The sequence below is a fragment of the Lysobacter soli genome, assembly GCF_009755585.1.
GTDB lineage: Bacteria > Pseudomonadota > Gammaproteobacteria > Xanthomonadales > Xanthomonadaceae > Lysobacter_J > Lysobacter_J soli.
Map to the genome: position 1 here is coordinate 3,024,267 of NZ_CP046603.1, position 12,805 is coordinate 3,037,071.

Annotated in this window: 13 protein-coding genes; 2 read left to right on the forward strand and 11 right to left on the reverse strand. The window is 68.2% G+C overall.

Features of this window, described 5'->3' with window-relative positions:
* Positions 1–20 precede the first annotated feature (20 nt).
* From GOY17_RS13755 to GOY17_RS13770, 4 genes are read right to left on the reverse strand one after another with little or no spacing between them, the layout of a single operon-like run.
* Positions 21–233, reverse strand: a complete 213-nt coding sequence (locus GOY17_RS13755) for a hypothetical protein (RefSeq protein WP_157030827.1) — start codon at positions 231–233, stop codon at positions 21–23.
* Positions 234–285: 52 nt separating this feature from the next.
* A complete protein-coding gene (locus GOY17_RS13760; RefSeq protein WP_198173688.1) occupies positions 286–1,626 on the reverse strand; it encodes a peptide MFS transporter in 1,341 nt (446 codons plus the stop codon).
* Positions 1,623–2,642 (reverse strand): dipeptide epimerase, encoded by a 1,020-nt coding sequence (locus tag GOY17_RS13765; RefSeq protein ID WP_332310572.1) that lies wholly within the window; start codon positions 2,640–2,642, stop codon positions 1,623–1,625. Before GOY17_RS13765 ends, GOY17_RS13760 begins: the two co-directional genes overlap by 4 nt.
* 54 nt (positions 2,643–2,696) lie before the next feature.
* Positions 2,697–4,742, reverse strand: a complete 2,046-nt coding sequence (locus tag GOY17_RS13770) for a serine hydrolase domain-containing protein (RefSeq protein ID WP_157030830.1) — start codon at positions 4,740–4,742, stop codon at positions 2,697–2,699.
* Positions 4,743–4,937: 195 nt separating this feature from the next.
* On the opposite strand from GOY17_RS13770, the gene GOY17_RS13775 reads away from it, so the two are divergent.
* Complete coding sequence (locus tag GOY17_RS13775; RefSeq protein WP_115842395.1) at positions 4,938–5,582, forward strand: helix-turn-helix domain-containing protein; 645 nt, start codon at positions 4,938–4,940, stop codon at positions 5,580–5,582.
* 57 nt (positions 5,583–5,639) lie between these two features.
* On the opposite strand, the gene GOY17_RS13780 is transcribed toward GOY17_RS13775, so the two are convergent.
* The 7 genes from GOY17_RS13780 to rsmD form a co-directional block, all read right to left on the reverse strand.
* Positions 5,640–6,371, reverse strand: a complete 732-nt coding sequence (locus GOY17_RS13780; RefSeq protein WP_157030831.1) for a TMEM43 family protein — start codon at positions 6,369–6,371, stop codon at positions 5,640–5,642.
* Positions 6,368–7,258, reverse strand: coding sequence for an MBL fold metallo-hydrolase (locus GOY17_RS13785; protein WP_157030832.1), 891 nt, complete (start codon positions 7,256–7,258; stop codon positions 6,368–6,370). Before GOY17_RS13785 ends, GOY17_RS13780 begins: the two co-directional genes overlap by 4 nt.
* A gap of 258 nt (positions 7,259–7,516) precedes the next feature.
* Positions 7,517–9,250 (reverse strand): gamma-glutamyltransferase, encoded by a 1,734-nt coding sequence (gene ggt, locus GOY17_RS13790; RefSeq protein WP_157030833.1) that lies wholly within the window; start codon positions 9,248–9,250, stop codon positions 7,517–7,519.
* The gene (locus GOY17_RS13795; protein ID WP_115842399.1) at positions 9,250–9,504 is read right to left on the reverse strand and encodes a YfhL family 4Fe-4S dicluster ferredoxin; all 255 of its coding nucleotides are present in this window, start codon (positions 9,502–9,504) and stop codon (positions 9,250–9,252) included. The genes ggt and GOY17_RS13795 overlap by 1 nt, the downstream gene beginning before the upstream one ends.
* A 173-nt stretch (positions 9,505–9,677) precedes the next feature.
* Positions 9,678–10,169, reverse strand: coding sequence for a hypothetical protein (locus GOY17_RS13800; protein ID WP_115842400.1), 492 nt, complete (start codon positions 10,167–10,169; stop codon positions 9,678–9,680).
* A gap of 64 nt (positions 10,170–10,233) precedes the next feature.
* Positions 10,234–10,737 carry a pantetheine-phosphate adenylyltransferase gene (coaD, locus tag GOY17_RS13805; RefSeq protein ID WP_115842401.1) on the reverse strand — a complete coding sequence of 168 codons (504 nt, stop codon included), beginning with the start codon at positions 10,735–10,737 and terminating at the stop codon, positions 10,234–10,236.
* Positions 10,738–10,744: 7 nt separating this feature from the next.
* Entirely contained in the window at positions 10,745–11,434 is a 690-nt protein-coding gene (gene rsmD / locus GOY17_RS13810) for a 16S rRNA (guanine(966)-N(2))-methyltransferase RsmD (protein WP_157030834.1), read from the reverse strand.
* Positions 11,435–11,498: 64 nt separating this feature from the next.
* Here rsmD and ftsY point away from each other — a divergent pair, with 64 nt between their 5' ends.
* Positions 11,499–12,788 (forward strand): signal recognition particle-docking protein FtsY, encoded by a 1,290-nt coding sequence (gene ftsY, locus GOY17_RS13815; protein ID WP_157030835.1) that lies wholly within the window; start codon positions 11,499–11,501, stop codon positions 12,786–12,788.
* Positions 12,789–12,805: the final 17 nt, after the last annotated feature.

Genomic DNA, 12,805 nt, shown 5'->3' on the forward strand with positions numbered 1-12,805 from the left:
CGCCGGTTTCGACCGGTCTGTCAGCCCAAGACGTCGCGATGCGGGCGGTTCTGGCCGCCCGGCACGGATGCGAAGTCGACGTAGGAACGACCGCGGGCGTGCGCCCGGGCCGGATCGTGTTGGTGGTCTTGCGGAAGCGCGGGGCGCTCGATCAATGGCCCGGGCTGCGACGCCGCGGCGCCCATCACTTCGGGCCGCTGGCGTCTGTCATTGAAGGGAAACCCGGTCGCCATGTCGCGCTCCTCTACTCCCTTTCAGGATATAAACATCCTGATTGGAAACATGTCAATCCGATTGGGCGCGTTCAGGCGCAAGTTTCGATACCATCGTTGCCGTGGCGTTTCCCGCCTCAGCCCGGCCGACCGCGCCGTCCAGCAGGCGCAGCAGCGTCCCCGCCGCCGCGGCGACGAGTGCCATCGCGCCGAAGAACGCCGACGGGCCGAACGAGGTCCACAGCATTCCCAGCGCACCGGCCAGCAGGTTTCCGCCGAAGGAGGTGAAGAACCAGCCGGCGATGGTCGTTGCGCCATGCCCCTTCGGTGCGAGCCGCGCGAACAGGCCCAGCCCGATCGGGAGGATGAAGAGCTCGCCGGTGGTGAGCACGAGAAAGAACAGCGCGAGCCAGACCCAGTTCGCCTGCCCGTGCGCGGAGGCATCGACGACGGCGAGCATCGCGAACGCCGCGCCCACGCCGAACGCGCCCATCGCCATCTTTCGCGCCGGCGTCGGTTCGCGGCCGCGGCGCGCCTGCCGCACCCAGTGCGCGACGAGCACCGGCGTCAGCGCGATCACCAGCAACGGGTTCAACGCCTGGAACCACGTCATCGGGATCACCAGGCCGAGGAAGTTCCGGTCGATGCCCGCATCGGCCCACAGCGCGATGGTGTTGCCGGTCTGCTCGTACGCGCCGCGGAAGACCATCACGCAGAGCGCGACGGCGACCAGCGCCATCACGCGTTGCTTCAAGGCGTCGCGCGGCGTGGCGTCGGTGGTCTTTTCCACGACGCGTGCCGAACGCGGCGGCTCCTGCGGCAGCCAGCGCTGGCCGAACACGTACAGCAGCAATCCGCCGAGCATGCCGATGCCCGCGGCACCGAAACCCCAGTGCCAGCCATACACCTCGCCCAGCGTGCCGCACACCAGCGGCGCAAGCAGGCCGCCGAGGTTCAGGCCGACGTAGTAGAAGTTGTAGGCCGAACCGCGACGCGGATCGTCTTTCGCATACAGCCCGTCGATCTGGCTCGGCAGGCTCGGCAGGAACAGGCCATTGCCCAGCGCGATGGCGGCGAGCGCGAAGAAGAACAGCGATTCGGATGCCATCAGGAAATGGCCGAACGCCATGATCGCGCCGCCGATGATCACGGCGCGGCGCCGGCCAAGCCAGCGATCGGCGATGACGCCGCCGACGATCGGCGTGAAGTACACCGTCGCGGTGTACACGCCGTAGATCATCGACGCCTGCTGCTGGCCGATGAGCAGCTGCTTGGTCATGTAATAGACCAGCAGCGCGCGCATGCCGAAGTAGGAGAACGTCTCCCACATCTGCGTGAGGAACAGGATCGCCAGCCCCGGCGGCTGGTTGAAGAACCAGCGCACACCATCGCGCGGGGCGGCCGGCGCGCTCACGCGATCACCGCATCCGGCGTGCCCCACACCGTATCGGGGCAATCGACATGGCCGTCGGCGTAGACCACGCCCGGCTTTCGGTCGTGGTCGAGGAAGAGCGGACCATCGAGATCGACGATGTCGCAGAACTGGCCGAGCAGGAACGCCGGCGCCATCGCCAGGCTCGTTCCGACCATGTTGCCGACCATCACGCGCTTGCCGAGTTCGCGCGCGCGGCGGGCCATCATCAGGCCTTCGGTAAGGCCGCCGCACTTGTCGAGCTTGATGTTCACCACGTCGAACCAGTGCGCGCGTTCTTCCAGTTCGTCCAGGTCGAGGATGCTTTCGTCTGCGGCGATCGGCACCGCGCGATCGACGCCATCGAGTTCGGCTTCGTAACCGCGACGACACGGTTGTTCCAGCAGCGACACGCCTTCGTCGACCAGCGCAGGCAGCAGCTGCGAGAGCGTGTCGGGCACGTAGCCCTGGTTCGCGTCCACGCCGATCCAGACTTCAGGTCGCGCCGCACGCACCGCACGCAGCCGCGCGATGTCGAGATCGGCTTCTCCGGTGAGCTTGAGCTTGATCGCGCGCGCATGCGTGTAGGCGCGGGCGCGCTCGGCCATCACGCCGGGATCGTCCGCGCCGACGGTGAAGGTCGTGAGCAGCGGCTTGGGCTTCTCCATCTTCGCCAGTTCCCACGCAGGCACGCCGGCGATGGCGGCTTCGAGTTCCCACAATGCGCAATCGACCGCGTTGCGAGCACCACCGGACGGCAGCAGCGTGCGCAGTTCCTGCCGGCCGATGCCGCGTTCGAGCACATCGCGCAGTTTCTCGATCATCAGCAGCATCAGCGCGGGCGTGTCGCGCGTGTAATACACGCCGGCCGCTTCGCCGCGCCCCGTGCGCCCGTTTTTCTGCAGGGTGACCAGCGTCACCGGCGATACTTCGAAGACGTGTCCGGAGATGCGGAACGGTGCGGACAGGCGCAGGTCCTCGTTCCGCAGTCCGAGCTGGACGCGGGCGGTCTTGGTCACGGCAATGCTCCCTGGAGTGCGCGGCGACATCGCGCCGCCGCGCAGGTGGGTTCGTCAGTAGTTGGCGGTGAAGCCGATGAGGTGCGTGGCGAAACCAATCCACAGCAGCGACAGGCAGGCCGCCGCGAGCGCCAGGCTCCACAACTTCGCCCACCACGAACGCGGGCTGCGCAGCGCGACCCACGCATTCCACAGTGCGATGAGCGCACCCAGCGGCAGCACGATGGTGCAGAGCAGGCGCAGCGCGATCACGTACGCGTCGCTGGCCGGCGACATCATCGACAGGTCGGACATCATCGCGAAGACCATGCCGATCATCGCGCCCACCGACACCAGCACCGCGAGCGAGGCGATGCGGACCCAGCGATGCGCGCGGGCGTCCTGTCCGGCCAGCGGATAGCGCGCGCCATAGTGGCGACGCACCATCGCCGAAACCGGCCACGCGAGCACCGTGAACAGCAGCGCGGCAAGGCTGCCGAAGAGCATCGTCAGGAACACGCCCGGCGTCTGCCACCACGCGGCGCGCTGGAAGACCATGATCGCGGCGATGGGTTCGGCGCTGAAGCGCACCACGCGCCCGTCGACGACTTCCGCCGCGAGGCGGTCGCCGCTGCCGGTGTCCTGCCACACGACCGGGGCGATCTCGCGCCACTTCTTCGGCGCGCCGCTGTAGCCGGCGAGCATCGGCACGCTGATGGTGCCGTCCTCGTTCGCGACGACCTTGGTCTGCCCCAGCATGTAGACCAGGTTCATGAAGTTGGAATCGGCGCGGCGGCTGCTGTTGTACGAGCCGGCCATCAGTTGGGCGTGTTCCTTCGCGGTCGCCTCGTCGATGCCCTTCGCGACGTTCGCCGGACCCGGCAGGTAGCGGTTGACGAAACCGGTGACCAGACCGTCGCGGATCAGGCGTGCGCTGCCGTCCTTGCCGGCGCTGTTGGTCGACACGTAGATGCCGATGTTGTCGTCGGGGAACAGCTGCAGGTCGCTGTGGAACCACTGCGTGTCGCCTCCGTGCGCGATCGCGCGATGGCCGTTCACGCTGGTCTCGTAAAAGCCCAGCATCATGCGGTTGAGCGGCTTGATCGACTCCTGCCCGGTCTCGTGCATCTGGCGCGCGGTGGCTTCACCGAGAATGCGCGCGTCACCGAACGCGCCATTGTTCAGGTGCGCGATCATGAAGTTGCCCATGTCCGCGCCCGTCGACGCCAGGCTGCCGGCCGGCGCCAGGTTGATGTATTCGTACGGCTGCGGCTTGCCGTCGGACGCGGTCTTGTAGCCCTTTGACACCATCGGCTGCAGGTTCTTCTCCAGCGGCTGCGAGAAGCTGGAGTGCTGCATCTGCAGCGGCGCGAAGATGTGGTTGGCGACGTACTTCTCGAACGGTTCGCCCGACACGCGCTGGACGATGTAGCCGGCCAGCGCGGTGGCGTAATTCGAATAGGCCGGCGTGCTGCCGGGTTCGTAGATGCGCTCGGGAATCCAGTGCTTGAGCGTGGCATCCAGCGGCGCGATTTCCTTCTCGTTGTTCGCGATGAGGCCGCGGATCACCTCTTCCATGCCCGAGGTGTGGGTCATCACGTTGCGCAGCGTGACCGGCTTGCCGTCGTACGGCGGAATCTTGAAGTCGAGGTAGGTGTTGATGTCCTTGTCGAGGTCGAGCTTGCCCTGCTCGACCAGCTGCATCACCGCGGTCCAGGTGAACAGCTTGGACACCGAGCCCGGGCGGAACAGCGTCTGCGCCGGATCGACCGGCTTGCGCGTGGCGAGGTCCGAGTAGCCGTAGCCCTTCTGGAACAGCACCTTGCCGTCCTTCACCACGACGACCACGGAGCCGGCGACGTCGGTCTGCTCCAGCGCGTACGGCATGAAGCCGTCGACCCAGGCCTCCAGATCGGCGGCGGTCAGGCGTTCGTTGGCGGCAGGCACCGGCACGGCGACCGAGGTGGCGTCACCCGGCGGCAGCGGCAGTGCGGGTTCGGCCTTGGGCGGAACCGGCGCCTGCCCGGCGGGCCCGGCCGCGATGGCGGACATCGACATGGCCAGCGACAGCAGCGCCGCGGCGACGGGACGCGAGACACCGCGCCTGTTCGGACTCTTCATCAAGGAAAAACTCCCCACCCAGTGATTGCAGCCCCGTGCGGCAGGCACGGCCCGACACCAACCAACCCCGTTGGAGATAATGATCCTGATTGGAAAATTGTCAACCGAGTCCGGACGTCACCTAGAATTGCAGGCATTCGGCTTCGGCCGACCGGACGCCGGCCCCACGCCGGCCCTGCAGGAGCGTTCACCGGCATGACCCAGCAGCACCCGACCATCGGCAGCCTCCTGCGCGCCCTTCGCGCGCGCAACGACTGGACGCTCAAGGAAATGAGCCAGCGCTGCGGCATTCCGCTGTCGACGTTGTCGAAGGTCGAGAACGACCGCCTGACGCTCACCTACGACAAGCTCCAGCAGATCAGCCAGCGGCTCAACATCCGCATGTCGGAGTTGTTCGCCGAGGACGACAACACGCCCGAACCGCCGGTCACGGCGCGCCGGAGCATCGGCCGCATCGAGGACGCGGTGCGTGTCACCACGCCCAATTACGACTACTTCTATCTGTGCCCCGAACTGCGCCGCAAGCGCATGATCCCGGTGATCACGCGCGTGCGCGCCAAGAGCATCGAGGAATTCGGCGAGCTCGTGCACCACTCGGGCGAGGAATACATCCACGTGCTCGAAGGCCGCGCGGAAGTGCACACGGAGTTCTACGACCCGATCATCCTGGAAGCCGGGCAATCGGTGTACATCGACTCGAACATGGGCCACGCCTACATCGCCGCAGACGGCTGCGAGGAAGTGGTGCTGCTCGGCGTGTGTTCGAGCGCGGACGAGGCGCTGATGGAATCGCTGATGCACCTGCACGGCGACACCAACCTGCGCACCGGCACGCGCTGACGCGCGTTGCTTTCGCAGCCCGGGTAAGCGAAGCGCACCCGGGGAAGAGCGGCGGTGCTACGCCTCGCGCCGACGCCGTAAGCGACGCCAGATCAACCCCGCGATCACCACTACGGTCGCGCCGCCCAGCAACCACGGCAGCAACGCGCGGTCCTGGTTCTCGGGCAGTTCCACCGCATTGGACGCGTTCGCCGCGCTGAGCGCCGCCTGCGCCGCGCTCGACGACAGGCGCCAGCGGCCGTCGCGCAATTCGACCTTGCCTTCCAGCGGCGGCAGCTGGAGTTCGCGCCAGTGGATGCGCAGATCGCCCACGCGCGGTTCCAGTGGATTCTCCGCGCTGCCCAGGCCATCACCTTCCGGCTGGAACGACGCCGCGAGATTCGCGGGCAGGCGCGAGAAGTTCGGACGGAACACGCGCCACTGCCCTAGCGTCTGTAGCACGCTCGCATCGATGGGGTGGCCGTCGAGCGTGGCCTCGGTCGCCCACCAGCGGCGGCTTTCGATCGGCAGTTTCGGCGGATTGGCGCGGTCGGGCGCGAAGCCGCGCGAATCGATCGGCGCAGCGTTCCACACCTGCGTGTAGCCGTCGCCGCTGGCGCGCCACTGGTACATCTCGACCTGCCGGTCGAGGCCGAATTGGCGCGTGACCACGCCGAAATCGCGATCGCGCAGACCTGCGCCGGATTGCGGAATGCCGATGGGTTCCTCGGCCTCCACCTGTGCGAATGCGACGCCAGCGGCCAGCGCGCAGAAGCACGACAGCGCGAACGCCGCCCGCATCAACCTCATGCCGCCAGCGCCCTCGCGTGCAGCGCCGGCACTTCGTGCGCGGTGCCGAACTTGCCCTTCTCGTCTCGCACGACCTGCGCGAGCGCGCACTGCGGATCGTGGGTGAAGAACAGATGCACGTTGCGGCGCAGCTTGTCGGCGAGGAAAGCCTTCTTCTCGTCGATGAGAAGTTCGGCGTTGCGGTCGTACCCCATCGTGATCGGCACGTGCACCCACGGGCGGCCCGGGATGAGATCGGCGCAGAACACCACGCCGCCGTGCGTCTCGCCGCCCACGCGGTCGGGGCCGACGATCTCGGCCAGCATCAGCCCCGGCGTATGGCCGTCGCTGTAGTGGAAACGCACGGTATCGCCGAGCGCGTTCGAGTATTCGCCATCGACCAGTTCCAGCCGGCCGGTGGCTTCCAGCAGCGCGGGCAGTTCGGGAATGAAGCTGGCGCGGTCGCGCGCGTGCGGTTCCAGCGCGCGTTCGTAATGACGGCGACCGACGATGTAGGTCGCGTTCGGGAACAGCAGCGCCGGCGACTGGCCTTCGCTCCACGGCGCGAGCAGTCCGCCGGCGTGGTCGAAATGCAGGTGCGAGAGGACGACGACGTCGATGTCCTCGGGCTTGAAGCCCGCCGCGGCCAGCGAGTCCACCAGCACGTGGCGGTCTTCCACCACGCCGTAGCGTTCGCGCAGCTTGGGTTCGAAGAACGCACCGATGCCGGTCTCGAACAGCACGGTCTTGCCGTTCAGCGGCGAGGCGAGCAGCGCGCGGCACGCGAGATCGATGCGGTTTTCGTCGTCCGGCGACGCCCATCGCGCCCACATCGCACGCGGCGCGTTGCCGAACATCGCACCGCCGTCGAGCTTCTGGCTGTTGCCGAGGATGGACCAGAGTTTCATGGCGTCACCGTTGCGTCAGACGGGTCGATTTTAGCGCTGGCGGCGTTGAATTCGAATGGAGCTTCGCTCAAGCCCCTCTCCCGCCGGGAGAGGGGTTGGGGTGAGGGGCAACGAAGGGGAAGCATCGGATCGCCAGTGCAAAAAAAAGCGCTGTCGATTAGTGGTTGCTTTGCGGCGAGCGCCAGACGTCCCAGCCCGGATTCCGGCCTTCGCTGAATCATGCTCCGCCAAAGCCGCGACGCCACGCGGGCCGGAGCGTCACTTCACCAGCACGTCCGCCTTGCCCACCGGATTGCGCGGATCGGTGCCGCCTTCCAGCGTGTTGGCGCGCTTGTCCCACGACACCGTCTGCAGGTTGCCCCACGGCTTCTCGCCGGCGTTGACCTTGTGGCCCATCGCTTCCAGCGCCTTCACCGTTTCGGGCGACAGGGCGCCCTGTTCGGCGGAGATCACGTCGGGCATCCACTGGTGGTGGATGCGAGGCTTCGCGGCGACCTGCTGCGCGTTCAGGCCGTCGTCGTAACCGAGGATGCCCAGCAGCACCTCGGTGATGATGCGGCTGCCGCCCGGCGCGCCGAGCACGGCCAGTTCGTCCTTCGACTCGATGAAGCTCGGCGTCATCGAGCTGAGCATGCGCTTGCCCGGTGCAGGCGCGTTGGCCTCGAAGCCCATCACGCCGAACGCGTTCGGCGTGCCCGGGCGCAGCGCGAAGTCGTCCATCTCGTCGTTCAGCAGCACGCCGGTGCCGGGCGCGACCAGGCCCGAGCCGTACAGCAGGTTCACTGTCTGCGTGGTCGAAACGCGATTGCCGTCGGCATCGATGATCGAGTAATGCGTCGTCTCGTCGTCTTCCAGCGGCGCCGGCTGGCCCGGCAGCAGGTCGCTCGGCGTCGCCTTCGAGGGATGGATGCTCGAACGCTGGCCGGCGGCGTAATCGGCGCTGATCAGGCGGGCAAGCGGCATCTTCACGAAATCCGGATCGCCGAGGTAGATCGTGCGATCGCGGAAGGCGCGCCGCATGGATTCGACGATCAGATGCGTGCGCGTGGCTTCATCGAGCGTCTTGAGGTCCCAGCCCGAAAGCATCTGCAGCATCTGCGCGATCGCCACGCCGCCCGACGACGGCGGCGGCGCGGTGGTGATGTCCCAGCCGCGATACTTCAGACGCAGCGGTTCACGTTCCTTCACGCGGTAACCGCTCAGTTCCTCGGCGCGCCAGCGGCCGCCTTCTTCCTTCACCGCGGCCAGCAGCTTCTTCGCCACCTCGCCCTTGTAGAAGCCGTCGAAACCCTTGTCGGCGAGCAACTGCAGCGTGTTCGCCAGGTCCGGCTGCTTGAGGATCTCGCCGGCCTTGGGCGGCGTGCCGTCGGCGAGGAACACCTCGCGCGTGCCGCGGTAGCGCTCCATCACTTCACGACGACTGGCGTAGCCGCGCTCCAGGCGCGGGTAGATCTCGAAGCCCTCGCGCGCGACACGGATCGCCGGGGCCAGCGCGGTCTTCAGCGGCAGGCGGCCGTACTTCTGCGAGACGTGCACCAGCGCGGCGGGCAGGCCCGGAATGCCGGCCGACCACGGGCCATTGGTCGCGCGATCGTTGTCGAGCTGGCCGTCCTTCGTGAGGAAGGCCTGCGGCGTGGCGGATTCCGGCGCGGTTTCGCGCGCGTCGACGAATACGTCCTTGCCGGTCCTCGCATCGTGCAGCAGGAAGAAGCCGCCGCCGCCGATACCGGAGCTGATGGGCTCGACGACCGAGAGCATCGCCGACACCGCGACGGCGGCGTCGAAGGCGTTGCCGCCCTGGCGGATCATCTCCATGCCGGCATCCGTCGCGAGCGCGTGCGCGCTGGCGATGGCCGCGCCCGGCGGATGCTGCGCCGCGGTTTTCGCCGGCGCGGTCTTCGGCGCGGCCTGGAGCGGGGATGTCGTCGCGAGGAACAACAGGCTTGCGGTCAACAGGGTCCGGCCGGCCAGCACGCGCAACGCATTCCGCATCAGGGGTTCTCCAGTCGCAGTCCGGCCAGCTTGGCCAGCAGTTGTTGTTCGGTCTCGGGATGGTCCGGATCGGGATCGATGCACTCGACCGGACAGACGACCACGCATTGCGGTTCGTCGAAATGGCCGACGCATTCGGTGCAGCGCGCCGGATCGATCACGTAGATCGTCTCGCCCTGCGCGATGGCCTGGTTCGGGCAGGCCGGTTCGCAGACGTCGCAATTGACGCAGAGCTCGTTGATCTTCAGGGACATGCGGGCATTGTCGCATGAGGGGATGCGTAGGGCTTTTCGCGGGCGGGCACGCTGTGTCCCATCGCGCCCCGAAAAAGCACGGGCCCGCTTTCGCGGGCCCGTTCTGGATTCCGGCTTTCGCCGGGGTGACGTTTCGGCAAAGCCCCGTCCGCGAACGGACGCAGGCCGGAACGTCACTTCGCTTCGACGAACTCGAACTTGGCGCCCGACGGCTCGACGGCAGCCTTGACGCGATCGGCATCGGCCTGCGCGCCGATGAACATCACGCGCACGCCCTTCATCGTGCCCGGCTGGGCCTGGGCGAACGACGCGATGGCGAGGTCGGCCGACTTGGCCGAGTTCTGCGAGCCGAACGCCAGCAGCGTGCCGTCCACGCCGCCGCGGGCGACGTCGCCCTGCGCCTTCTCCAGCTGGCGGTCGTACTCGCCCTGGAAGTTGGCGCCGGCCGGATCGGGCAGCGTGTACAGGTAGACGTTGGTCGCGCCTTCGATCTTCTGCGTGACCACCTTCGTCAGGTACGTATCCCACGCCGTGCTGTCGTTGGAGGTCGGCGCGGCCAGCGGGGCCTCGGCGACGGCTTCGGTCTTCTCTTCCTGCTTGTTGCAGGCGGCCAGCAGCGGCATCGACAGGCAGGCGATCAACAGCAAACGGGTGGTGGTCTTCATCGGGTTCCCCTCGGTTTGTTCCGGGTGTTGGTGGTGATGGAGCGTCTGTTCCGGCGGCGCCGGATCAGCGTGGAGCGCGTTGCCACTGCGCCTGGAGCGCGGCGTCGACCGCCGGCGGCACGAAGCCGGAGACATCGCCGCCGAGGCGGGAGATCTCGCGCACAAGCGACGAGGAAATGAAGCCGTACTGTTCCGCGGGGGTGAGGAACAGCGTCTCCACGTCCGGGATGAGATGGCGATTCATGCTGGCCAGCTGGAATTCGTATTCGAAGTCCGACACCGCGCGCAGCCCGCGCAGCAGGACGCCCGCGCCGACCTGCGCGACGAAATGCGCCAGCAGGCAGTCGAAGCCGCGGACTTCGACGTTGTCGTGGTGGGCGGTGGCCTTCTTCGCCAGTTCCACGCGCAGCGCCAACGGGAGCGCGGGGCCCTTCGCCGGGCTTTCGGCCACGCCGATGATCAGGCGTTCGAACAACGGGGCGGCGCGGTCGACCAGGTCGATGTGGCCGTTGGTGATCGGGTCGAAGGTGCCGGGGTAGACGGCGATTCGGTTTCGGGCCGCGGTCATTCGAAGGTCAGGCAAGGGCGCCGGAATCCGGGCTGGCCGGCGCGGCCGGCAGTGTAGCAGTGGCGGAACCGGGCGCGGGCGCGGCCGTCGCGGGGCCGCCGGGAGCGCGCCGATAGAGCGCGTAGCGCACCTCGCGGGTGCGGCCTTCGCGATGCGGACGCCAGTCCTGCGGCAGGTCGAAGGCGGCCTCGTGCGGAGCTTCGACGTAGAGCCAGCCGTCCGGCTTCACGACCCGCGCGATGCCGGGAAGCACCGCATCCCACAGCCCGGCCGCGAACGGCGGATCGACGAAGGCGAGGTCGAAGCCGCCCGCCGGCTGCGAGGTCAGCCACGTGAGTGCGTCGGATTGCGCGACCGTCGCGGCCTCGCCGCCGGGCAGGCGTGCGGCCGTGGCGCGCAACGCGGCGGCAAGCGTCGGATCGCGTTCGACGAGCATGGCGCTGGCGGCGCCACGCGACAGCGCTTCGAGTCCGAGCGCACCGCTGCCGGCGAACAGGTCCAGCACGCGCGCACCGGGCAGCATCGGCATGAGCCAGTTGAACAAGGTTTCGCGCACGCGATCGGATGTCGGCCGAAGACCCGCGACGTCCGGCACGCCCAGCCGGGTGCCACGCCAACGCCCGCCGATGATGCGGACCTTGCCGGCATTGGCGGACGTGCTGGCCGCGCCGGGCGGGCGTCGGGGCGCTTTGTTCATCGGGGGCTCGCTGGGGCCGGTGCTAGCATGTGCGCATTCTCGCGCATTCCCCCACGCCGCCTCGATGTTCGACATTTTCCGTCGCAAGAAAGCCCAGTCCCCGACCGATGCGGCAAAGTCCGGTGCGCAGGAACGCTACAGCGTCGAGGAACTGGCGGCGGCGTTCCCGTCGCGTCAGGCCGAAAGCGACACCGTCGAACGCGATGTCGTCGAACAGGTGGAACCGGCTCCAGTAACGCCGGCTCCCGGGGCGGTCGAAGCCGCAGCGCCGCGCGCGGTCGAACCGGTCGCCGAGCCCGCCCGCCCCGCCGCCCCGGAACCCGTTCCCGCCGAAGTAATCGCCGCCGCGCTCGAGGTCGAGCCGGTCGCGGTCGTCGCCGAGGCCGACGTCGCCCCGATCGCGTTCGATCATCCCGTCGCCGAACCGGCCGCACCGGGCAAGACCGGCTGGCGTGATCGCCTGCGCGGTTCGGCCTTCGCGCGCAGCTTCAGCGGGCTGTTCTCGCGTCATCCGCGCCTGGACGACGACCTGCTCGACGAGATCGAAACCGCGCTGATCACCGCCGACGTCGGCGTGGGCGCGACCACGCAGCTGGTCGAATCGCTGCGCAAGCGAATGAAGGCGCGCGAGTTCGCCGACGCCGGCGCGCTGCTCGCCGCGCTGCGCAGCGACCTGGTCGCGATGCTCAAGCCGGTCGCGCAGCCGCTTCAGATCGACGTCGACGCCAAGCCTTTCGTCCTGCTGACCGTCGGCGTGAACGGCGTGGGCAAGACCACGACCATCGGCAAGCTCGCCAAGCGCTTCAAGGACGAGAACCGTCCGCTGATGCTCGCCGCCGGCGACACCTTCCGCGCCGCCGCCGTCGCGCAGTTGCAGGCGTGGGGCGATCGCAACGGCGTGCCCGTCGTCGCGCAGGGGCAGAACGCCGATGCGGCGTCCGTCGCGTTCGATGCTTTGCAGGCTGCGAAGGCACGCGGCACGCAGGTGCTGATCGCCGACACCGCCGGCCGCCTGCATACGCAGCAGGGCCTGATGGCCGAACTGGGCAAGATCAAGCGCGTGCTGCAGAAACTCGACACCGCCGCGCCGCATGAGGTGTTGATGGTGATCGACGGCACGACCGGCCAGAACGCGCTGTCGCAGCTGCGCCAGTTCCATGCGGCCGTCGGCGTGACCGGCCTGGTGGTGACCAAGCTCGATGGCACGGCGAAGGGCGGCGTGGTGTTCGCGCTCGCGCGCGAGTTCGGCATCCCGATCCGTTTCGCCGGCATTGGCGAACGTCCGGAAGACCTGCGCGTGTTCGACGCCGAAGCCTTCGTCGACGCGCTGTTGCCCGAATCGCTCGGCGCCTGACGCGACGCCGGCACCGC